The organism is Gilliamella sp. wkB112, from assembly GCF_001690685.1.
Lineage (GTDB): Bacteria > Pseudomonadota > Gammaproteobacteria > Enterobacterales > Orbaceae > Gilliamella > Gilliamella apicola_J.
In genome coordinates this window covers 386,109-409,257 of record NZ_LZGL01000009.1, presented here as the reverse complement: position 1 = coordinate 409,257, position 23,149 = coordinate 386,109, and the positions used below count along the sequence as shown (strand labels likewise).

Annotated in this window: 18 protein-coding genes; 17 read left to right on the top strand and 1 reads right to left on the bottom strand. The window is 33.3% G+C overall.

Annotated features, from left to right (window positions below; translation table 11 throughout):
- The first annotated feature begins 114 nt into the window (after positions 1 to 114).
- The 10 genes from A9G12_RS04245 (at position 115) to pmrB (ending at position 15,049) form a co-directional block, all read left to right on the top strand.
- Positions 115 to 5,232, top strand: a complete 5,118-nt coding sequence (locus A9G12_RS04245; protein ID WP_065564609.1) for an alpha-2-macroglobulin family protein — start codon at positions 115 to 117, stop codon at positions 5,230 to 5,232.
- Between the two features lie 166 nt (positions 5,233 to 5,398).
- Complete coding sequence (gene pbpC / locus A9G12_RS04240) at positions 5,399 to 7,651, top strand: penicillin-binding protein 1C (RefSeq protein WP_218056570.1); 2,253 nt, start codon at positions 5,399 to 5,401, stop codon at positions 7,649 to 7,651.
- 14 nt (positions 7,652 to 7,665) lie between these two features.
- Positions 7,666 to 8,088: a nucleoside-diphosphate kinase gene (ndk, locus tag A9G12_RS04235; RefSeq protein ID WP_065564608.1), complete on the top strand. Its 423-nt coding sequence runs from the start codon at positions 7,666 to 7,668 to the stop codon at positions 8,086 to 8,088.
- A 262-nt stretch (positions 8,089 to 8,350) separates the two neighbouring features.
- Positions 8,351 to 9,178, top strand: a complete 828-nt coding sequence (locus A9G12_RS04230; protein WP_065564607.1) for an ABC transporter substrate-binding protein — start codon at positions 8,351 to 8,353, stop codon at positions 9,176 to 9,178.
- A 4-nt stretch (positions 9,179 to 9,182) separates the two neighbouring features.
- Positions 9,183 to 9,911: an amino acid ABC transporter permease gene (locus tag A9G12_RS04225; protein WP_065564606.1), complete on the top strand. Its 729-nt coding sequence runs from the start codon at positions 9,183 to 9,185 to the stop codon at positions 9,909 to 9,911.
- Between the two features lie 3 nt (positions 9,912 to 9,914).
- The gene (locus tag A9G12_RS04220) at positions 9,915 to 10,583 is read left to right on the top strand and encodes an amino acid ABC transporter permease (RefSeq protein ID WP_065564605.1); all 669 of its coding nucleotides are present in this window, start codon (positions 9,915 to 9,917) and stop codon (positions 10,581 to 10,583) included.
- Between the two features lie 357 nt (positions 10,584 to 10,940).
- Positions 10,941 to 11,480, top strand: coding sequence for a phosphatase PAP2 family protein (locus tag A9G12_RS04215; protein ID WP_065564604.1), 540 nt, complete (start codon positions 10,941 to 10,943; stop codon positions 11,478 to 11,480).
- Between the two features lie 113 nt (positions 11,481 to 11,593).
- Complete coding sequence (eptA, locus tag A9G12_RS04210; RefSeq protein ID WP_065564603.1) at positions 11,594 to 13,249, top strand: phosphoethanolamine transferase EptA; 1,656 nt, start codon at positions 11,594 to 11,596, stop codon at positions 13,247 to 13,249.
- A 15-nt stretch (positions 13,250 to 13,264) separates the two neighbouring features.
- Positions 13,265 to 13,921: a two-component system response regulator PmrA gene (pmrA, locus tag A9G12_RS04205; protein ID WP_065564602.1), complete on the top strand. Its 657-nt coding sequence runs from the start codon at positions 13,265 to 13,267 to the stop codon at positions 13,919 to 13,921.
- Between the two features lie 39 nt (positions 13,922 to 13,960).
- Positions 13,961 to 15,049 carry a two-component system sensor histidine kinase PmrB gene (gene pmrB, locus A9G12_RS04200; RefSeq protein ID WP_065564601.1) on the top strand — a complete coding sequence of 363 codons (1,089 nt, stop codon included), beginning with the start codon at positions 13,961 to 13,963 and terminating at the stop codon, positions 15,047 to 15,049.
- Here the strand turns inward: pmrB and A9G12_RS04195 are convergent.
- Positions 15,030 to 15,650 carry a YrbL family protein gene (locus tag A9G12_RS04195; protein WP_065564600.1) on the bottom strand — a complete coding sequence of 207 codons (621 nt, stop codon included), beginning with the start codon at positions 15,648 to 15,650 and terminating at the stop codon, positions 15,030 to 15,032. The genes pmrB and A9G12_RS04195 overlap by 20 nt on opposite strands.
- Positions 15,651 to 15,926: 276 nt before the next feature.
- Here A9G12_RS04195 and rplM point away from each other — a divergent pair, with 276 nt between their 5' ends.
- The 7 genes from rplM (at position 15,927) to A9G12_RS04155 (ending at position 23,079) form a co-directional block, all read left to right on the top strand.
- Positions 15,927 to 16,355 carry a 50S ribosomal protein L13 gene (gene rplM / locus A9G12_RS04190; RefSeq protein WP_034901369.1) on the top strand — a complete coding sequence of 143 codons (429 nt, stop codon included), beginning with the start codon at positions 15,927 to 15,929 and terminating at the stop codon, positions 16,353 to 16,355.
- A gap of 11 nt (positions 16,356 to 16,366) precedes the next feature.
- Positions 16,367 to 16,759, top strand: a complete 393-nt coding sequence (gene rpsI, locus A9G12_RS04185) for a 30S ribosomal protein S9 (RefSeq protein ID WP_034915459.1) — start codon at positions 16,367 to 16,369, stop codon at positions 16,757 to 16,759.
- Positions 16,760 to 17,120: 361 nt separating this feature from the next.
- Positions 17,121 to 17,753, top strand: coding sequence for a glutathione S-transferase N-terminal domain-containing protein (locus tag A9G12_RS04175; protein WP_065564598.1), 633 nt, complete (start codon positions 17,121 to 17,123; stop codon positions 17,751 to 17,753).
- Between the two features lie 48 nt (positions 17,754 to 17,801).
- Positions 17,802 to 18,212: a ClpXP protease specificity-enhancing factor gene (locus A9G12_RS04170; RefSeq protein ID WP_065564597.1), complete on the top strand. Its 411-nt coding sequence runs from the start codon at positions 17,802 to 17,804 to the stop codon at positions 18,210 to 18,212.
- Positions 18,213 to 18,436: 224 nt separating this feature from the next.
- Positions 18,437 to 20,350 carry an ABC transporter ATP-binding protein gene (locus A9G12_RS04165; protein WP_065564596.1) on the top strand — a complete coding sequence of 638 codons (1,914 nt, stop codon included), beginning with the start codon at positions 18,437 to 18,439 and terminating at the stop codon, positions 20,348 to 20,350.
- On the top strand, positions 20,343 to 22,076 hold the full coding sequence (locus A9G12_RS04160; protein WP_065564595.1) for an ABC transporter ATP-binding protein: 1,734 nt from the start codon (positions 20,343 to 20,345) through the stop codon (positions 22,074 to 22,076). Before A9G12_RS04165 ends, A9G12_RS04160 begins: the two co-directional genes overlap by 8 nt.
- Before the next feature lie 64 nt (positions 22,077 to 22,140).
- The gene (locus tag A9G12_RS04155; RefSeq protein ID WP_065564594.1) at positions 22,141 to 23,079 is read left to right on the top strand and encodes a CYTH domain-containing protein; all 939 of its coding nucleotides are present in this window, start codon (positions 22,141 to 22,143) and stop codon (positions 23,077 to 23,079) included.
- Positions 23,080 to 23,149 lie beyond the last annotated feature (70 nt).

Here is a 23,149-nt window from a genome sequence, read left to right as displayed (position 1 = left end):
TTTGCCAAACTTGATTCCTAAGTGCATAATATATCAACGCTAAATATCACTATAGTGATAATCTATTTTGATAAAAAAATCAAAATTCTGTTTAATAGGAATAGGGTGAAAATAATGAGGTTGGTTAAGCAGTTAGCTGTATTAAGTATGCTGTTAGCATTAATCGGTTGTGATAATAAAGATAAAAAAACTTCGGTATCCGCACCGACTGAAATACAACCAACATCTGAACTTACAGATAGTAACACAAATGTTGAGCAGCTTAATCTCAATATCCAACCACAAAACACCTTCACGCCAACACCCGAATTGATTGAGGAATACCGTAATAAACAACTTACGGTTATTGACAGCTCAGAAGCTATCCTTGATGGTTCTAGTACATTGGTTATTACATTTTCGGTTCCTATTAATCCTAAACTAAACTTTTCAAACTTACTTCGTTTAGTTGATCGTGATAAAGGTAATGTTGATGGCTCATGGGAACTTTCTGATAATGGTTTGGAATTAAGGCACCGCTATTTGGAACCTAATCGTAAATTAACCTTAACTATCGATAAAATGTTAGCCGCGATAAATAACAGTCACTTGAAAGAAGTTTATCAAGTTGACATTACTACTCAAGATCGTAAACCAATGGTAGGCTTTGCAAGTAATGGTTTTTTACTTCCAAGTAAATCTATGACAGGTTTACCGGTTACTACTCTTAATGTAAATAAAGTCGATGTTAACTTTTTCAAAATTAAACCAGAAAAATTATCCGATTTTATGTCTGATTATGGATTGATTAATCGCTTTACTAATTGGAATTCTAAAAAAATAAATAATTATGCTGAGTTGGTGTTTTCGTCTCGTTTCGATCTCAACCCTAAACGTAATGCTCAAGAAACCGTATTAATTAATTTATCCACCATCTCGGAACTTCAACCAACAGGTGTATATATTGCCGTGATGAATCAAGCAGGTAGTTATAACTATTCTAATCCAGCTACTTTATTTTCAATTAGTAATATTGGAATTTCCGTTCATGCTTATGGAAAAGGGAAATTAGCCGTTATTACCCATGCGTTAGATAATGGACAAGCGCTTGCTAATATTAATTTAACGGTGCAATGCGGCAAAAATATACAAGACAGTAATAAAAATTGTACCAATATTAATACTCAAACCGATAAGCAAGGTTACGCCGAGATCACCTTGCCGGCAGGAAAAGATTATTCACTGCTTACGGCTAGTGACGGGCAACAAAATTCATTGGTAAATTTGGATCGCAACGCTCTTGATTTGAGTGAATTTAACTTGACAGGGAGTGCTTTTTATCAAAAACAATTATTTGCCTTTGGTGCACGCGATTTATATCGTCCTCAAGAAACCATCGAATATAATGCCTTATTACGTGATGCTGATGGTAAACCATTGCCGGAACAGCCTATTATTGTTGATGTTATTTCACCTGCAGGACGAGTTGTAGACAATTTCACGGTAAAAACTCAACCGGATTCTAAAGGGTTATATCAATGGCATTTTGTTATACCAAATGATGCAGCTACTGGCAAATGGAGTTTTCGTTTTAATCTAGGTGACGATGATTATCGTTATGCTTATTTTCAAGTCGAAGAATTTTTACCTGAACGTATGGCTATGGAAATAAATGCGCCTTCTACTAAACCTTTGGTAACAGATCAAGCTATTGATTTTAATATTAAAGGTTGGTATTTGTATGGCGCACCTGCTTCAGGTAATGATTTAACTGGTAACCTTTATTTGAAAAAAGTTGATTCGCATTCTGAATTACCAGAATACAAAATTGGTGCAATTACTGATAGTGGTGTTGATCGACAGCTTGATGGTATAGATCAGTTGCTGGATAATAATGGTATTACTCAAGTTAACGTTGATAGTGATAATTGGACCGATCTCCGTTCACCAATTAATCTAGTATTGCAAGCTAGTTTACTCGATTCTGGTGGTCGCCCGGTTACTCGTTATGCCAGCCAAACCATTTGGCCAGCAAACAAAATGCCTGCAGTACGAGCACTATTTTCCGAGCAAGCTTATTATGATTGGTCAACAGATCGTTATGAAAAGCGCCCAACAGTTGACAAAAATGCTATTGCTGATTTTGAAGTAGCATACATTAATACTGATGGGCAAAAACTAGCAACTAATGATTTAAAAGCACGTATTATTCGCGAACGCCGTGATTATTATTGGACTTGGTCTGATAATGAAGGTTGGAAGCAAAATTATAATGCAAGTGAATTTACTCTTCATGAAGAGAAATTATCAATTCCGGAAAATGGCACCACTAAAGTAAGTTATCGACCTGATAATTATGGTCCGTATCGGCTTGAAGTGGTGGATATTAAAAATAACATTATCAGTAGTATGCGTTTTTGGAGTGGTTACAATTGGTCCGATAATACCAATGGTACTAATGCCGTGCGCCCTGATCAGGTTAAGTTAAGTATTGATAAAGCGTTATATACTGTGGGTGACACTGCCAAAGTTCATGTACAAGCACCAGTTGCTGGTTCAGGTTATATTGCGCTTGAAACTAATGATGGCATGTTATGGAAACAAGATATTAGTGTCGATGAAAAGGGATTGGATGTGGAAATACCAATTCAAGATTGGGGGCGTCATGATATTTATATTAGTTCTATGATTATTCGACCATCAATCAATGCTTCCGTGCAAACAATTAAACGAGCAATCGGTTTGCTTTATTTACCACTTGATACTTCATCACGACAATTAAATATTGCCATTGAAGCACCACCAAAAATTGAACCTGAAAAAACAATTCCAATAAAAGTTAAAATGGATAAATCATTAATCCAAAAGGATCAGAAGGTAACAGTATTACTATCGGCAGTTGATTCAGGCGTATTAAATATAACTAATTTTGTTACTCCTGATCCTTATAGCGCCTTTCTTGGACGTAAGCGCTATGATGTCGATTTATATGATGTATATGGCAAACTTATTGAAGGCTCTGGACGCAATGTTAATATGAGTTTTGGTGGGGATGGATTGCTTAGTCAAAGTCAAACAGCTTTAGGTGGTAAAAAACCATTAACTGAAGTTAATATTGTTGCTCAACAACTTAAAACTATTCAATTAAATGAAGATGGTGAAGGTATTATTGATCTTACATTACCTAATTTTAATGGTGAATTACGTTTGATGGCACAAGCTTGGGATGATAAGCGTTTCGGTAAAACAGAGCAAAAAATGACTGTTGCCGCACCAGTGGTTACAGAACTATCAATACCACGATTTTTATCTGGTGGTGATCAAGCGATATTGGCATTAGATTTGAATAATTTGACAGAAAAACCGCAAACCTTGCAAATTGATGTTGCAACTACGGGTTTGATTCATCAATCTATATCCAAATCAAATACAATTACAATTAATAGTAAACAACGACAAATTATACCCGTGCCAGTTACTGCTGATTATGGTTATGGAGAGGGAACGTTAACCGTTAATATAAAGGGTATTGTGTTGGATGATGGTTCTGATTATCAAATTAAACGTTCATGGCAAGTAGGTGTCAGACCAGCCTATGCAAGTACTACTAAAAATTATGCAGTAGCCATTAATGGTAGTCAAAGTTGGACATTCCCAGCTTCTGATATGGTTAATTTAATTGATAATACTATTGAAGGAAAATTAGTTATATCTAATCAACCACCGCTTAACATTGCACAATATATTAAAAGTTTATTTGCTTATCCTTATGGTTGTTTAGAACAAACTATCAGTGGATTGTATCCATCTTTATATGTTAATCAAGAACAACTTACGGCTTTAGGGATCAAAACTGAATCAGACGATAAACGTCGAGAAAAAGTGCAAATAGGCATTTCACGTATTTTATCTATGCAACGTAATAATGGTGGGTTCGGTTTATGGAGTAATGAAAGTGATGAAGATCATTGGCTTTCTGTGCATGCTACCAATTTCTTACTACAAGCAAAAGAGCGAGGTTATCATGTTAACGATACTGCGCTCAATGCTGCTATGACTCGCATAAGCCAATATACTTATGATATTAATGCCTTTAATAATTTACCAAGTTATTATGATGATTCGGTGGCTAGTGACTATGCTCAATTTGCCACTAAAGCTTATGCATTAATGGTATTGGCTCAGCAAAATAAAATTACCTCGGCTATGCGTAATGAAATTAATCGTATGTCACAGCAACTTGATAATAATGCTGCGTTAGCCTTATCACCATTGCCAATTGTTCAATTGGCTTTATCCGCGAAGATTACCGGTTTTGAAAATATTTATAACAATTTGATGACTAAAGCTTTAACCACAAATTACCATAATCATAATGCTTGGTTAGGTGATTATGGTAGTGAAATTCGTGATAAAGCTTTAGTTTTATCACTATTGATTGATAATGATTTAAGCGTTGATCAACAAGCGAGTTATTTGTTTAATTTATCCGATTTATTAAATGATAAACGTTATTTTTCAACTCAAGAACTCAATGCTTTATTTATGGCAGGGTGGTCATTAGAACAACACAAAAATGCGCAAGAATTTAAAGTTAAAATTAATCATGAAGAACAAAATGTAACTAAGGCCCTGTCTCGTTCATTAACTTTTGCTGATCTGACTAAAGGATTAACAATTACTAATGAAAATAATGCTGAACCTTTGTATATTAAATTTACGCTTTCTGGTTATGGTAAAAAAGCGCCAGTACCGACTGCTAATGATAATATTTTAACTATTAATCGTAATTATTATGATTTACAAGGTAATGCAATTAAACCTGATCAATTGACAGTAGGTGATTTGCTGGTGATTGTATTAGATGTAACTGCGCGTGAAAGTATTCATGATGCCCTAATTGTTGATTTTTTACCTGCAGGATTAGAGCTTGAAAATCAAAATCTAATGAATAGTAGTGTTAATTTACTCGCGATTCCAGAATTAGCAAATTTACTCAAAGATGAAGATAGTAATGATGTTAAGTATCAAGAATATCGTGATGATAGGTATGTCGCAGCAGTTGATATTCACGATTATGTTGACACTAATAAATATCGTAAACGGGTGGCATATCTAGTGCGTGCGGTCACTGCCGGTAATTATATGATTCCTTATCCTTATGTTGAGTCGATGTACCGTCCGGAACGATTCGCAATAGGTAAGTCGCTTGATTTAATGTCAATTGTTGAACGTAATGCTTCCCAACAGTAACTTAAATTAAAGCTTAAACTATTTATTGAGTTAAATTTTATCATCAGTATATTACCGCCGACCGAAGTCGCCGGTAATATAACACTAAAACGTTATGTGGACCTGAAACATCTTGGCAAGAATAAAACAGCGCTTAGTTAAAATATTTATTTGTTTATTGGTTTTTATGGTCACTCTCTTAGTTAGTTTCTTCGTGGCTGATTATTTATATCCACTTACAATTTATCAAAATAAAACCACACAAACTATAGTTGCTCAAGATGAAACCCCACTGTGGCGTTTTGCAGATGATAATGGCATTTGGCGTTATTCGGTCAATTTAGATGAAGTTCCGGATTACTATCTTGATGTATTACTCAATTATGAGGATCGCCACTTTTATGAACATATCGGGATTAATCCTGTATCCTTACTGCGTGCAGCTTGGCAAAATTTAACCAATAATAAGATTGTATCTGGAGGGAGTACAATTTCGATGCAGGTCGCCCGATTGCTCGATCCTCACGACCGTTCGATGACTGGAAAATTGAAACAAATATTCCGAACCTTACAGTTAGAACTGCATTATAGTAAACCAGAAATCTTAACTTTATATATTAATCATGCCCCTTATGGTGGCACCATTGAAGGTATTGGTGCGGCAAGTTGGTCATATTTTGGTAAGCAACCTAAAGCCTTGACTCGTAGTGAAGCTGTTTTATTGGCAGTTTTACCGCAAGCACCTAGCCGTTTGCGACCAGATAGGTACCCAGATAGAGCCAAACAGGCACGAGATAAAGTATTAGATCGTTTAGCTGATAATCATGTCTGGACTCCCGAAATTATTAATCAAGTTCGTCAAGATGAAGTGTGGGTTTATCCGCGTAAGGCTCCGCAATTAGCTCCGTTATTAGCACTGAGATTAAGCCATCAATATCCTGATAAGGATATTATTCATTCCACTATTGATTTTTCTCTGCAAGGTATTCTTGAAGATGTGGCAATTAATCGTAAAAAACAACTGCCACCCAAAACATCATTAGCAATTTTAGTAGTTGATCATACAGATATGTCAGTAAAAGCTTATGTGGGTTCAGCTGATTTTAATGACAGTGAACGCTTTGGACAAGTTGACATGATTAGTGCATTACGTTCACCTGGGTCAACGTTAAAACCATTTATATATGCAATGGCTATTGATGAAGGTATGATTCATTCAGAATCATTATTACAGGACGTTCCTAGAATTAATTCAGATTATCGCCCAACTAATTTTGATGACGATTATTATGGTCCGGTTAGTGCTACTGAAGCATTAAGAAATTCATTAAATTTACCGGCAGTACAAGTAATGGAATTATACGGACCTAGACGGTTTGCCAGTAAATTAGCTAGTGTAGGTTTACCATTGGTATCAGCTGGCAATGATCCCAATATTTCCTATATTTTAGGTGGCGCATCACTGCGAATGGATAATTTAGTTAGTGGTTATAGTGCCTTTGTTCGTCATGGTCAGGTTAGTCCCCTACGGTTTACACCAAATGAGCCTTTAATGGAAAAATCACTAATTGCCGATGGTAGCGCGTGGATAACTAAACAAATGTTATCTAATAATAATCAATTAGCTTATAAAACTGGTACTAGTTATGGGTATCGTGATGCTTGGGCCATAGGTATTAATCCGCGATATTTAATTGGAATTTGGGTTGGGCGCCCAGATGCAACGCCAGTGGTTGGTCAATATGGCGCAGTAACTGCGGTGCCAATATTGCAACAAATAAATGCTATATTATTGAACAAGGAGCAACGCTTAAATCGATCGTTGCCAGTTATGCATAAACCAGATTCTGTCACGGAAGCAAAAATCTGTTGGCCATCAGGACAGGTATTAACTACCAACGATCCAAATTGTCATCGTCAAAAAAATGCATGGATATTTAATAATATGATTCCACCAACGCTCGATACTTTAAATGTACTCAATAATAATATCTATCGTTCAGGCTGGATAAATATTTGGGTTAACCAACAAGGTGAAAGAGTGGCTGCCGATTGTAAAGATGCTCAAAAGAAAGCTATTGCTCTTTGGCCAATGGCTTTAGAAAATTGGTTATTACCTAAAGAGCGTCGTCAATCGTTATTACCTCCCGTTAACAAAAATTGCCCGGTTTTTGGTAATGATATATTTTTACCGCTGGTGCTCACCGGATTACAAGATAATCAATTGATTAAGCGCTTACCAGGTCAACAGACGGTTACTATTGATTTAATTCCTCAAGGAGGAATAGGGCAAAAATGGTGGTTTTTAGATGGTGAACTTATTGCACAATCTAAGAATAATGATAAAGTTGCTTTAACAATAGTAAAAAAAGGACTACAACATTTATTATTATTAGACGAAAGTGGTCAAATTTGTCGTATAAAATTTACTTTAGATTAATAAGGATAACGTATATGGCTATAGAACGTACACTGTCTATCATCAAACCCAATGCGGTTAAAAAACACTTAATTGGTGCAATTGAAACACGCATAACTCAGGCTAAATTTGAAATCGTTGCATTAAAAATGTTAAAACTAAGCAAAACGCAAGCTGAAGGTTTCTATGCCGAACATCAAGGTAAACCATTTTTTGATAATTTAGTTAAGTTTATGATGTCCGGCCCAATTGTTGTTCAGGTTCTACAAGCAGAACATGCTATTAGTCGTTATCGTGACTTAATGGGGGCAACTGATCCGGCAAAAGCCTTAACAGGTACATTACGAGCTGATTTCGCTGATAGCGTAAAAGAAAACGCTGTGCATGGTTCGGATTCTGTAGAATCTGCTGCGCGGGAAATAGCCTACTTCTTTGTTGATAGTGAAATTATTAGTTAACAGTAATTGATTAACTTGATTGGTCCAGAGTGGATATAGTCGGGTAACTTACGTTAAATGTAACAAATTTATAGTAAAAATCTTACCCAATAAATGCTTGTACTTATTTTAAACTTAATTTATTAATTTATTTTATTTATTATGAAATAGTTTTTTATATATTGTTAAGTTATAAGCATGTAATTATTTATTATTTAGGTAACTGATCCTTTATTGATAGACTTTTGATGTACAAAACAAAAGTCTTTAATGGAGGAATAAAATGAAATTTTTAGTTAAACCACTAGCCATAGTTGCATTGATTGGATCATTATTCACTGTGAATTATGCACATGCTGATCGGCTTGATGATATTGAAAAACGCGGGCAAATCAAAATAGCAGTGTTTGATAGCAATCCTCCTTTTGGTTATGTCGATGAAAAAACCAATAAAATAGTTGGACTTGATGTTGATTATGCAAATGCAATAGCCAAAGCCCTAAATGTAAAAGTTGAACTTGTTCCGACAAATCCAGCCAATCGTATTCCTCTATTAACCTCTCAAAAAGCGGATTTGATTGTAGCTAATTTTACTGTTACTGAAGAACGTGCCAAAACAGTAGATTTTAGTCTGCCATATTTTGCTACAGGGCAAAAATTTATAGCACGCAAAGGCGTATTAAAAACTACTGATGATTTGAAAAATATTCGTATTGGTGCTGATAAAGGAACGGTAATGGAAATCACTTTACGTGAAAAATATCCGTCAGCTAAAGTGATTTCGTATGATGACACTCCATTTGCTTTTGCAGCATTACGTAATGGTGTAGTACAAGCTATTACTCAAGATGATGCTAAGTTAATTGGTTTGCTCGCCAATGTGCCAGAACAGCAACGTGCTGATTTTGAGATTTCTCCATTTAGTATTACTAAAGAATATCAAGCCATAGGACTTCCTAAAGGTGAAACTCGACTAAAAGAAAAATTAAATCAGATCTTATTAAAACTTGAAGCAGATGGTGAAGCAGTAACTATCTATAATCGTTGGTTTGGTCCTGGCACTGCATCAGCAATGCCACGTGGCGATTTCAAAATAGGACAAGGCCAGTAATCTTATGTTTGAGCAATTACTTGAACCACGATATTTATGGTGGTTGTGGGATGGCTTTTTAGTTACTTTGGCTATTTCCTCATTAACCATTATTTTGTCAACATTGCTGGGATTTCTACTGGTTATTGCTCGACAAAGTCAGATTAGAATTATGCAACTGGCAGTAGTTGGTTATAATTCTATTTTTCGATATTCACCATTGTTACCACAACTATTTTTTTGGTATTTTGGGGTTGGTAATTTATTACCAGTAGCATTTAAATTATGGTTATTCGACGAACCCCAAATCCAGTTGCTTTTTGTTCCGCTGAAAATGCCATCATTTGAATTTATTATTGGTTTAGTTGGCTTAACTTTTTACTCCAGTGCTTTTATTGCTGAAGAGTTGCGAGCTGGGATTTTAGGTGTGAGTATAGGACAACTTCAGGCTTCATTGGCATTAGGATTAACTCGTTGGCAAAGCATGCGTTTAGTTATTTTACCACAGAGTTTACGTATTGCGTTTTCCCCATTAATTGGTCAATACATGAATATCATTAAAAATTCATCGCTTACAATGGCTATTGGTGTTTTAGAACTTTCTTATGTTTCTCGACAAGTTGAAACCGAATCATTAAAAACTTTTCAAGATTTTGCGATCGCAACTTTATTGTATATTTTGGCAATTATAATTGTGGGTGCGTTGGGCAATATTTATCAAACTAAGCGATTACAGTTACATAAAGGGCTATAAATTATGGAATTCAAAGGGCTGGAAGTAATTTGGAATAACTTAGGGTATTTGATGTGGGGCAATTTCCCAGGCGGTATCTTTTTAACCTTATTGATGAGTTTCGCCGCGATTATATTTTCTTCCTTGTTAGGAATTATTGCAGGAGTAGCGTTAACCGTTGTAAAAGGTTTTTCTCGTCATCTGTTAATTGGGGTTCTGGGTTTTTTGAGAGCAATTCCAGTTATTATGTTGATCTTTTGGACTTATTTTTTACTTCCTGTAATGTTCAATATTGATATACCTGCCATTGCAACTGTTATTTTTGCATTATCTTTTATTGGCGCAGCTTATATTGGTCATTCAGTTCATGCAGGAATGATAGCCATTGCTAAAGAACAATGGCAAGCCGCATTTTCATTAGGTTTGACTAAACAACAAGTAATAATGTTTATTATTTTACCTCAAGCCTTAACAATAATGTTACCTTCCTTTATTAATCAATGGATTTCACTAATTAAAGATACTTCGTTAGCTTATATTGTAGGCGTTGCAGAATTTACTTTTGTTGCTACGCAGTTGAATAATCGTAGTATGGTATATCCAACAGAGATATTTTTATTTGTAATTATTGTTTATTTCATTATTTGTTGGACATTCAATTTTGCTGTTTCCTATTTTACTGAAAATCGATGATCTACTAATTTCTAAGATATAAGTCATTACGTTTTTAGTTGTAATTGCAAATAGGAAATAAATTATAATCTAGTTAATCATTTAAAATATTAATCCCACTCTGCATTAATCTTTATTATTAATATAAAACTATCAATAAATTTAACATAGTAACTTAAAATGAATTAAACTTATTTGTAATTCAAAATTATTTCATTAGAGTGTGAACTCTATTTTAATTATCATTTTTCTTATTTTATTAAGATTTATAATATATTGATTATATAAAATAATTTATATTAAGGTTCTCTTAAGCTTAATTAGTTAAATTGACTAATCATATAGTTAATTTTAGATAGATGTTTTATGTGACACAATATGAACACTAAACTTTTTTTACTAATTAATGCTTCAGATCAAGCATCAAAACTGTTTATTTATTTGGCTATTTTTTGTGCTAATTATTTAGCTTATTTGCCAATAATAGTTATGGGGATCTATTGGTTTTATAAACCAACTTATCGCTTATTAATTCTGAAAATGGTAATTACATTAGGATTGGCATTATTAGTTACTTTTGTTATTCGTCATTTATTTTATTCTCCACGTCCTTTTGTGGTAAATGTGGGTACTAATTATTTATTCCATGACAAAACCAGTTCTTTTCCAAGTCAGCATGCAGTGTTTGTATGGGCAATATGTTGTGTTATTGGTTTAAATTATACAAACAGATTCAAAAAACTTTTGTTTTTGTTTATTGTTGTGGCAATTTTAGTCAGTTGGAGCAGAGTATATCTAGGTATTCATTGGCCATTAGATATTCTTGGTGGTTTTATTGTTAGTATTATATCAGCATTGTTGATACAAAAGCTTTGGCCTACAATTCATAAATTTCTGATTAGTATTTTTATACCATAAAAACAATTTAATTATTAAATAATATCAATATGTTATTGATAATCCAAATAACTGTAATTTCATGTTCCATAACTTGTTTTGACTATAGATGTAAGTTGGAAATATAAGTTTTTATGAAAAAGATAATTCGAAAAATAACCAACTGTCCAATATCAATCAATTTGCTGATTATATTAATGGCGTTTTATCAAGCCACTATTCTAAACATGAGTTATTACAAGCAAGTATTAGCTAAATTGCCGCTAGATTCTTTGGCTAATATTAGTTTCTTTTTATCGATGCCTCTAGTTGTTTTTTGTGTGAACTTCATTGTATTAAGTCTATTAATAAATAAGTGGTTAGTTAAGATAGTAGCGAGTGCGCTGATATTAATTAGTTCTATTTGTTCCTATTTTATGTTTAAGTTTGGAGTAATGATCGATAGAAGTATGTTGCAAAATATCCTTGAAACTAATTCTGCTGAATCTTCCTCGTTGATTACATTTGAATTGTTTAATTACATATTGTTGTTAGGTATTTTACCAGCGGTATTAATTATTTTAGTTAAAATAAAAACGGTAAAAATTGACTTATATTTTATATTCAAACAAGTCATTATTGTTTTAATTACATTTTTGCTAGTAGGACTGATTGTTCTGGTTTTTTATGAAAGCTACGCTACTTTTATGAGAAATAATAATAAAATTATTAAATATTTATTACCTTCAAATTACATCAGTGCCATATATAAACAATATCAATTTGAAAAATATAAAAACCAACCATTTTTAACCATTGGTAATGATGCTTATCGATCAAATACTGATCTTCATAGTATTAACAATAAAACTGTGGTAGTACTTATAGTTGGTGAAACTGCACGTAGTCAAAATTTTGCACTAAATGGGTACTCTAAAGATACGAATCCATTTTTAACTAAGCGTAATGATATTATTTCTTTCAAAAACGTTTCATCATGTGGGACTTATACGGCCTTCTCTATCCCATGTATGTTTTCTAACATGACACGAAAGAATTATGATGAAAGTTTAGCTCCGCGCCAAGAAAATGTCCTTGATATTTTAAATAAAGTAAAAATTAATGTCGATTGGTTAGATAATAATACGGGCTGTAAAGGTGTTTGTGCACGAGTTCAAAATAACAACATAACTAAAAAATATTTAGCCAGTAACAGTCAATTGTGTCAAGATGGAATTTGTTATGATGAGGTATTAATTAATGAGTTAGCGAATAAATTAAATGATATTGATGAAGACTCTTTGATTATATTGCATATGTTAGGTAGCCATGGTCCAAATTACTATCAGCGTTATCCGGCTAGATTTAAACAATTTATTCCTACATGTGATACTAATCAGATCAATAATTGCGATTTAGTAAGTTTAGTTAATACTTATGATAATACCATTGTTTACACCGATTTTATTATCAATCAAACTATTGAACTTTTACAGAAAAAACAATTTAATTCCATGGTTATTTATTTGTCTGATCATGGTGAGTCTTTAGGGGAAAATGGTCTTTATTTACATAGTTTTCCTTATTCAATAGCACCAGAACAACAAACTCTAGTTCCATTTATTATGTGGATTTCGAATCCATATGCAAACTTAAATAATATAAATATTCAATGTGTTAAGCAGCATTCAAAGCAAGTTCTTTTCTCGCATGATAACTTGTTTCATACACTATTAAGCATTTTTGATGTTCAAACTAAAGAGTATAATAGTTCATTGGATATCTTAAATGATTGTAAAATCACTCGCTGAGAGGATGGAAAGATCATGAAAATATTAATTGTTGAAGATGATAGTCTATTACAAAAAGGGCTTTATGATGGTATCACTGCAAATGGCTACGTTTGTGAAGTGGCATCAAATGGTAAACAAGCTGAACAATATCTACAATTTGGACAATTTAGCTTAATTATTTTAGATTTAGGCTTACCCGATTGTGATGGTTTAGAATTACTGGCGCGTTGGCGTAAAAGTCATGTCGAAACACCAGTTTTAATTCTCACTGCACGGGATACGATTGAAGATAGAGTAGAAGGTTTAGATCTTGGGGCTGATGATTATTTAATTAAACCATTTGCTTTATCCGAATTGTTAGCTAGAATCCGAGCGTTAATCCGCCGTAATCAAGGTACTGCCGATAATGTGGTTAGTAGTGGTCCAATTACTATCGATATTAAACAACAAAAAGTAACTCTCAATAATCATGAAGTCATATTGACACCGAAAGAATTTATTGTGTTAACTCGCTTAATGTTAAAAGCAGGTGAAAAAGTCCATCGAGATTTATTACAAAATGATCTATATGATTGGCAGAGTGATCCAAGTTCCAATGTGCTTGAAGTTTATATTCATGGACTACGTAATAAATTAGGAAAAAATTTAATTCGTACAGTACGTGGCTATGGGTATCAGCTTAATGCTTAAGTTGTTGATGTATTTTAACCTGAACTAGATAATTACGTTATGATTGCAAACTCATTAAAAAACATTCGACAAAGTATTCGTTGGAATCTATTTTTTACTTTAGGTTCTATTATGCTTATTTGTCAAATTATTACCGTATTTTGGTTATGGCATGAAAGTAAAGAGCAAATTGATGCTCTGGTTAATCTCACACTAAGTCAACATAAGATAGAAGAGGTGGTCGAAGAAGAAGAACTCGAAGCTATCTTTGCTTTATTTTGCTCAGCTTTTTCGATGATGACAGCTACGTTATTTCTAGCCTATCAAGCTATTAAGCGAATTACTAAACCACTTGAAGTTCTTGAACAAGACTTGAATAAACGTACTGAAGATAATCTAAAACCCATCAAGCCAATTAGTAATATGAGGGAAATCACATCTATTACTAATGTGTTAAATAATTTATTTGTAAGGCTAAGTAGTACTTTATCCCAAGAGCGTTTGTTTACCGCGGATGTGGCTCATGAAATGAGAACACCATTAGCTGGTATTCGTTTACATTTAGAATTATTAGAAACTAAAAATCATATTGATTGTAAAGAATTAATTGATCGCATCGATCGGTTAGTTAATACCGTTGAACAGTTATTAATGCTTGCACGAGCTAGCCAAAAATTCACTGTGGGGCAATATCAGAAAATTAATTTCTATCAAAATATTATGATCCCTTTAGCTGATGAATTAACAGAATTATCATCGCAAAAAAATCAACTAATTGAATGGAATATGGCTAAAGAGGACATTGTTTTTAATGGTGATCAAACATTAATTAGATTATTAGTACGTAATTTGGTCGAAAATGCTTATCGGTATAGCCCTGAAGGAACTACGATTATGATTAGTTGTTATAAGGATAATAAAGATACCATTATTGCGATTGAAGATGAAGGTGATGGCATTGATGAATCGAAGAGTGACAAATTAACCCAAGCCTTTTTCCGTATGGATCGTAAGCATAACGGTATAGGACTGGGTTTGAGTATTGTCAATCGTATTGCTAAATTACATCATGGACTGTTTACTCTAAAAAATAGGCAAGATAATAAAGGAGCAATCGCTCAATTAAGACTTACTGATTCACCTCGTTAACTAAACGGCTTATAAAAGAGTTATTTTGATTTTCTCTAATCAGTGATTTTAAAAAGCGTAGCCAAGTACGTTCAATTTTTGCAGTAGCAAAGAATTTGACATAATTAGCAATAGGAATGAAAGTTGAATTACCAATATTATCTATAATAATTAGGCGGTTCTTTTCAGGAGTTAAATGCTGAAATAAAATATTTTTACTTTTTATCGTCATAGTAATGATGCGATCTTCTAATAATGAAGCTTTTAACCGTTTTAAAGAAACTACTAACGCAGCATAGTATTGTTCAGTCAGTTGTTGATCGGCTAAATATTTTTCGAGTGAGGTAGACGTATTACCATTATAATCACGAATTAACTCAAAAACTTGACCTTCACCATAATTAGTCGTTACCGGGCCATAATACCTAGCCAGTACATTCCAACTAATATTACGTTTAATTAAGTGATTATAATAAGCAATTTCTCGATTGGTTTCTTCTTCGGCACCTTCATTATAATTAACTTTAATACATTTATTGATATCGTCCGGGTGATGATAACATTTTCGGTGTAAGCCTTTGCTGATATAATCTTTATCAGTAAGTTGGATTATATTATTCATGTTAATTTTATTGGTAATTGAAACTTAGTTTAAGAGTTTATCAGCAAGTGTTTTATCTCGCCACGATTTTTTATTTTAACTTGTAGCACTTTTATTATATTTCTGTATAATATTGCAACCCACGTTACAACAGTGTTTTTCCCAACACTGTTTTCGATTGTCAGGATTAATTTAATCACTCGAAGGGGTGAGTTATTTTAATATTAGCAATCAAAAAGTGTAAATAAATCAAATGATTTATTAACGTGAGATTAATTAAATTTTGGATAATTACGAATGAGTACTTTTTCAGCTAAACCAGAAACAGTTAAACGCGACTGGTATGTTGTAGATGCAGCAGGTAAAACGTTAGGTCGTTTAGCTACTGAAATCGCAAGCCGTTTGCGTGGTAAACACAAAGCAGAATATACACCACATGTTGATACAGGTGACTATATTATTGTTATCAATGCAGAGAAAGTTGCTGTAACAGGCAAAAAACGCACTGATAAAATCTATTATCGTCATACTGGTTACATCGGTGGACTAAAAGAAGCGACTTTTAAGGAAATGATTGAACGTCATCCTGAACAAGTTATCGAGATTGCTGTAAAAGGCATGTTACCGAAAGGCCCTCTTGGTCGTGCAATGTACCGTAAACTAAAAGTTTATGCTGGTAGTGAGCACAATCATGCGGCACAACAACCGCAAGTATTAGATATTTAAGGGGATAGAAGATGGCTGATAATCAATATTACGGTACAGGTCGCCGCAAAAGTTCTGCTGCTCGTGTCTTTATTAAACCAGGTAGTGGCAATATCGTTATTAACAAACGTTCATTAGAGCAATATTTTGGTCGTGATACCGCTCGTATGGTTGTAATGCAACCGTTAGAGTTAGTTGAAATGACTGATAAACTTGATCTATACATCACAGTGAAAGGCGGTGGTATTTCAGGTCAAGCGGGTGCGATTCGTCACGGTATTACTCGTGCGTTAATGGAATATGATGAAACCTTACGTTCTGCATTACGTCAAGCAGGCTTTGTTACTCGTGATGCACGTCAAGTTGAACGTAAAAAAGTGGGTCTACGCAAAGCACGTCGTCGTCCACAATTCAGCAAACGTTAATTGCGCAATGTTACAATAACGTTACCAAAAAATTACAAATTTGTTTCAAAACCCAGCATTGGCTGGGTTTTTTTTTCAAAAAAACAAGTAATACAACCAATTGATCTTAACATAATAGATAATTCTAAAAATATTCCTAATATAATTAATAATAATTGTAATTTGTTAAATGATTATTGTATGTAATTTAACCTATTAGTTGTAACCCAAATGAAGGTTTGTACCGGAATATTTTGTTAAAATACGGTTATTAACATAAAGATATTAAGAAAAATCAATTTTTTTAACAATTTTGTTATCCAATTTGTTAGAATAGGAGATCTATTAACTTATTTTTTAATTTTGCTTATTTGGAGTGAACATGGTTGTTGCTGTTAATAAACGTTCTGTAATGACATTATTTTGTGATACAACAGATATTTACGGCCATCAGATTCGTTTTGTGTTGGCAGAGAAAGGGGTAACTGCTGAGATTGAGTTGGTAACGGCAGATAATCTACCGCAGGAATTATTGGATCTTAATCCTTATGGTTCGATCCCCACCTTAATCGATCGTGACCTTACATTATATGAACCGCACATTGCGTTAGAATACCTCGATGAACGTTTCCCTCATCCACCATTAATGCCTGTTTATCCAATTGTTAGGGCTAATTCTCGTTTGACCATGTATCGAATGAAGAAAGAATGGTACAGTGCTTATGAAACGATTATTGCTGATCCAGACAGTAATGCAGCCAAAGAAGCTCGTAAAAATCTACTCGATGATTTAGTATCTATTTCAATCATGTTTAAAGAGAAAGATTATTTTATGAGTGATGATTTTACATTATGTGATTGTTATTTTGCTCCTTTGCTTTGGCGTTTACCTCTGCTTGATATCTATTTACCTAAAGTAGCTGAAAAAAACTATCTTGGGTATATGGCGCGTATTTTTGAACGCCCAGCATTTATTAGTTCTTTGACAGAAGATGAGAAAAAAATAAGAGTTTAAATCTCTTATCTTTATCAAATTGATAATATTAATTAAGCAAGGTTATATATGGAGCCTAACCAAATGACGCCTAGACGCCCTTATTTATTTAAGGCTTTTTATGACTGGATTTTAGATAATGATCTAACACCCTACATTGTGGTTAATACTACGGTGTATGGTGTATTAGTTCCACAAGAGTTTGTGCAAAATAATCAAATTGTATTAAATATCGCACCACAATCGGTAGGTCAATATTCTGCTAGTAATCAACAAATTGAATTTAATGCTAGATTTTCTGGAGTACCACAACATATAGTTGTCCCCATGGCTGCAATTGAAGCAATTTATGCACGTGAAAATAATATGGGGATTGGTTTTGAAGATGAACCACAATATAAGGAAGCATGCGAACCAACAGAGCCAAAATCAGTAACAACTGAATCAAAGCCTAACAATCCTTTCCGTGTTGTAAAATAATCTTACCTTTACAATAAAGAGTAATCATTACTATTAATTACTCTTTGACTACGTTATAAATAGTATTTTGTTAACTTTAAAGTGAACAAGAATAAATCTTACAATTATTAAAGTTGACCATAACAGTAATAGTTAAAATTTATCAAGTTGAGTGTAAAAAACATTGTTATTTTATTTTACATTATAAATAATGATAATCATTTCTATTTATTAGTGGTCATTTTATGAAGTCACATAATAAAACAGCGGTTTCTCGATTGTGGGAATTAGCATTTACCCATAAAGTTTTAATAATTTTTGCTTGTTTCTTTGCAATCATAAGTGCTATTACAACTTTTTTACCATTTATTGCTGTTTATTTTATTGTGTATGAATTGATTATAAGCATCGGCAATAATACGCCTTTGAATATTGAATTAGTGATTAATTATGGTTGGTTGGCCTTTATCGCTGCGGCTTCGGCAATGTTATTTGATTTCATTGCGTTATGTTTTTCCCATATTGCGGCATTTAAAACTCTTTATCGTCTTAAATATAATTTTGTGCGTTATGTTTCGCATTTACCTCTAGGTTTTCATAATAACCACGCGACAGGAGAATTACGTAAAATCGTTGATGAGGATATTGAAAAAATAGAAAAATTTATTGCTCACCAGCTACCCGACATTGTTGGATCCTTTGTAGCGCCCATAACTATTTTTGTTATTTTAGCTGTTTTTGATTGGCGATTAGGTTTAGCAACATTAGTTCCAGTTATTTTGGCTTATGTGGTCTTAATTAGTGGTTACCGTCGCAAAGAAATAAAAACCAATATGCAAGAATATCAAAAACGATTAGTGGATATGAGTAATGCTTCTGTCGAATATATTCGCGGTATCACTGTAGTGAAAGCTTTTAATCAGACTTTTTTTTCATTTAAACGCTTTTATGATGCCATTAAAGCCTATCAGGTATATTGCCTGAAATTTACTTATTGCTTTAAAAATCATATGGCATGTTTTTTATTGATACTAAATAATATTTATTTATTTATTGTTCTGGTAATTATTCTACTATCAGGTAACGTCGAAAATTATGCTAATTTTGTGTTGGCAGCAATTTTTTATCTAATTTTTTCTGTGGCGTTGCCGGTTCCTTTTTTGAAATTAATGTATGTAACTAGGGGGCTGCAACAAACTGCCGAAAGCGTTAAAAATATGGATAAAGTATTAAATACCCCATGTCTAGTGGAACCGAAAACAGGTTTAATGACCGACAATTATGATATTTGTTTTGATGACGTAAGTTTTTCTTATCAGACAACATCAATAACTACCGCCGAACCAATTATTCGGCACGATCAAAGCAACATCGATAGCAATAGCTTCCAAGAAAAAAATGCCATTAACCATATTTCATTTACAGCTAAACAAAACACTATTACGGCATTAGTTGGTTTATCCGGTAGTGGCAAAAGTACTGTATCACTACTTATCCCACGCTTTTTCGATCCTAACCATGGAAAAATTACTATTGGTGGCGTAGATATAAGGCAAATGAATAGTGATTATTTGCTGTCTTTAGTTAGCTTTGTTTTTCAAGATGTATTTATGTTTAAACAATCTATTTTAGATAATATTAAAATTGGTAAAGCCGATGCAACACTTGATGAGGTAATTACTGCCGCTAAAGCTGCACAATGCCATGATTTTATTGAAGCACTACCTAATGGCTATGATTCGATTATTGGTTCACAAGGTTTACACTTATCCGGTGGCGAAATGCAACGTTTAGCCATTGCTCGCGCGATATTAAAAAATTCGCCAATATTGGTCCTCGACGAGGCAACTTCATTTGCTGATCCAGAAAATGAATATCAAATCCAATTGGCATTAAAAGCCTTAATCAAAAATAAAACCGTCATTATGATTGCCCATAGGTTATCAACCATAAAAGATGCCGGACAAATTATTGTATTAGATAAGGGAGTGAGTGTAGAACAAGGCGAACACCAACAACTTATTAACAATAACGGATATTATTATCGAATGTGGCAATATTATCAGCAAACATTAGATTGGCAAATGAATCAATCTAATATTGCTCAGACAAATGAGACTAATGACATTATTCATCAAGGCGAGGTGTCTCATGTTTAAACGTTTACTTATGCTTTCCGAAACTGGTAGTAAAAACCTAAATCAGGCAATTATTGCCTGCATTATTTCTAATCTTACATTAATGTTGCCTTTTGTGATTTTAATACAAGTTATTGTCATACTTATCACCCCACTAACAAGTGATTTAGCCTTAAATCGAGGTTATTTATGGGCAATGGCTGGATTGGGATTACTGGCAGCTTGGATCTTCTTATTTTGCTATAAAAGAGAATATAAAAAAACGTATGAAAGTGCTTATAGTGAAGCGGCTAATATTCGCATTGATGTTGCTGAACGTATTCGTAAATTACCTCTGAGTTTTTTTAATCGCAAAGATTTATCTGAATTGACTGCGAATATAATGGGTGATTGCACCACCATTGAAAACATGATGAGTCATGTAGTACCTCAAATAATCGGTTATTCTTGTAGTAGCATAATTACATGTGCATTAATGGCAATTTTTGATTGGCGAATGGCTTGTGCTATCTTTTGTACTCTTCCTTTATCGTTGTTAATTGTTATTGTCGGCAAAAAGATAGAGAACCATTGGGCAGAAAAACACGTGCAAGCCAAATTAGCCGTTTCAGATCAAGTTCAAGAATACTTGGATGGTATAAAAATCGTCAAAGCATTCGGGCTTAGTGGTGAAAAATTCAAAGCCCTAGATAAATCACTAAAAAATATGATGTGGGCAGCCATTAAATTTGAAGGCATTGGAGGTATATTTGTCACGCTTTCAGTAATGGTTTTACAAGTTGGTTTAGGTATAGTGGTATTAGTTGGTGCTAAATTAATGATTGATGGAAGCTTAGACCCAATTGCATTTTTAGCCTTTGTAATTGTTAGTTCACGCATTTATGGACCGCTGATTTCGGTATTAACATTATTACCTGAATTATTTTATATGCTTGTTTCTATACAGCGAATGAAAAATCTAAAAACAGAACCTATTATGGAAGGGCGTGATGATATTGTATTTGATGATTTGACTATAAATATCGATCATATTAATTTCTCCTATAATCAAACCCCGGTAATAATGGATTTAAGTTGTGTTATTCCTCCTAATAAAATGACTGCGCTTGTTGGTCCTTCCGGTAGTGGTAAAAGTACCTTATTGCAATTGATTGCACGATTTTGGGATGTGAATAGTGGAAAAATTACTATTGGTAATAATAACATTAAACAAATTGATCCTGAAACATTAATGCGCTCCATGGCATTTGTTTTCCAAAATGTGATATTGTTCGATGATACGATTCTTAATAATATTCGTATTGGTCGTTATGATGCCACAGATGAAGAAGTTAAGCATGCAGCACAAAAAGCCCGTTGTGATGAGTTGATCGCACGTTTACCTGATGGTTGGAATACTTTAATTGGTGAAAATGGTAGTAAACTTTCTGGTGGCGAAAGGCAACGAATTTCCATTGCTCGAGCATTATTAAAAAATGCTCCAATTGTCTTACTAGATGAAGCAACTGCTTCACTCGATCCTGAAAATGAAGTATATATCCAACAAGCAATAGCTGAATTAGTCAAAGATCGCACAGTTATCGTGATAGCTCACCGATTAAAAACTATTATTGCAGCAGATCAAATTATTGTATTAGATAATGGAACTATTGTTGAACAAGGTAATTATCAGAAGCTAATGGCTAATAATGGTTTGTTTGCTAAGCTTTATTCTCTACAAAAACAGAGTTTTTCAGTTATTGATTGATTAAGTGTATTTCTGCTATTAATCAGTATATGATATAGCAAATTAATTGATAAAAAACAGATTAATGAGTAACGAAATCGAATTAAAGTTTGAAATAAGACCACAAGATATTGGTGAGTTAAAAATTTTTCTAAATCAATGGGCTAGTTGCGACGAAATTGAATTTTCAACGCTATCCACCAATAAACGAGTTTGTAAACACTTAAAGCTTACCAATACTTACTATGATACCACTGACTATTTTTTGCGTAATCATGGTTGTGGTTTAAGAGTAAGAGGTAGTGAAGATGATGGAGGTATGCATTTTGAGTTGACGCTAAAGAAAGATGGTAAAGCAATTGCAGGCTTGCATGAGCGGGCTGAGTTTAATGTGGTTGTAACAAGCTCTATACCTGATTTAAACGTTTTACCACCTCAAGCATTGCCGGAAAATTGTGATGTAGAGCAGTTACAACAAGATCTCAAACCATTATTTACCACTAATTTTAAACGCCAAACTTGGTTAGTTGCGTTTGCTAATAGTGAAATAGAAGTAGCATTAGATCAAGGTGAAATCGAATCAAACCATCAATCTAAACCTATTTTAGAAGTTGAGTTAGAAATTAAACAAGGCAATAAACAAGATCTGCTTAATTTTGCTATTGAATTAAGTCGTTTTCATTTACATCTATTTTCACAAAGCAAAGCCTCAAGAGGCTATCGTCTATTACAAAATTATCCTTTAACAATATGTAGTTTTGATTCTATAATCAGTCAAGATCTATCCCAATTATTAAAGTTTTGGCAACAAAATGAAGAATATGCATTAGAAACAAATGACTTAGTTTTTTATCAACAGATATTGAACCAAATAAATCAGATTTTAATGGCTAAAAATGTTGCCATAGAGCCTGATCTCAACCAATGGCAAACAGCTTTATTGTCAATTAACGCAGTAGTAGATTTTGCCTACAGTGAAATTAATACTAGATTAAAGTTAATGCTGATTTCACAATTGGCATAAAAATAATCTTATTATCAGTGATCGAAAATTAGGTTTTAAAAACTCTATATGAAAAATAAATGTCATTTAT

Coding starts and splice junctions, on each gene's coding strand:
- A9G12_RS04225 (WP_065564606.1), top strand. CDS start 9,183: ATGTTTGAGCAATTACTTGAACCACGATATTTATGGTGGTTGTGGGAT.
- A9G12_RS04175 (WP_065564598.1), top strand. CDS start 17,121: ATGGTTGTTGCTGTTAATAAACGTTCTGTAATGACATTATTTTGTGAT.
- A9G12_RS04165 (WP_065564596.1), top strand. CDS start 18,437: ATGAAGTCACATAATAAAACAGCGGTTTCTCGATTGTGGGAATTAGCA.
- pbpC (WP_218056570.1), top strand. CDS start 5,399: ATGGTCACTCTCTTAGTTAGTTTCTTCGTGGCTGATTATTTATATCCA.
- pmrB (WP_065564601.1), top strand. CDS start 13,961: ATGATTGCAAACTCATTAAAAAACATTCGACAAAGTATTCGTTGGAAT.
- rplM (WP_034901369.1), top strand. CDS start 15,927: ATGAGTACTTTTTCAGCTAAACCAGAAACAGTTAAACGCGACTGGTAT.
- A9G12_RS04230 (WP_065564607.1), top strand. CDS start 8,351: ATGAAATTTTTAGTTAAACCACTAGCCATAGTTGCATTGATTGGATCA.
- pmrA (WP_065564602.1), top strand. CDS start 13,265: ATGAAAATATTAATTGTTGAAGATGATAGTCTATTACAAAAAGGGCTT.
- A9G12_RS04245 (WP_065564609.1), top strand. CDS start 115: ATGAGGTTGGTTAAGCAGTTAGCTGTATTAAGTATGCTGTTAGCATTA.
- ndk (WP_065564608.1), top strand. CDS start 7,666: ATGGCTATAGAACGTACACTGTCTATCATCAAACCCAATGCGGTTAAA.
- eptA (WP_065564603.1), top strand. CDS start 11,594: ATGAAAAAGATAATTCGAAAAATAACCAACTGTCCAATATCAATCAAT.
- A9G12_RS04170 (WP_065564597.1), top strand. CDS start 17,802: ATGGAGCCTAACCAAATGACGCCTAGACGCCCTTATTTATTTAAGGCT.
- A9G12_RS04195 (WP_065564600.1), bottom strand. CDS start 15,650: ATGAATAATATAATCCAACTTACTGATAAAGATTATATCAGCAAAGGC.
- rpsI (WP_034915459.1), top strand. CDS start 16,367: ATGGCTGATAATCAATATTACGGTACAGGTCGCCGCAAAAGTTCTGCT.
- A9G12_RS04215 (WP_065564604.1), top strand. CDS start 10,941: ATGAACACTAAACTTTTTTTACTAATTAATGCTTCAGATCAAGCATCA.
- A9G12_RS04160 (WP_065564595.1), top strand. CDS start 20,343: ATGTTTAAACGTTTACTTATGCTTTCCGAAACTGGTAGTAAAAACCTA.
- A9G12_RS04155 (WP_065564594.1), top strand. CDS start 22,141: ATGAGTAACGAAATCGAATTAAAGTTTGAAATAAGACCACAAGATATT.
- A9G12_RS04220 (WP_065564605.1), top strand. CDS start 9,915: ATGGAATTCAAAGGGCTGGAAGTAATTTGGAATAACTTAGGGTATTTG.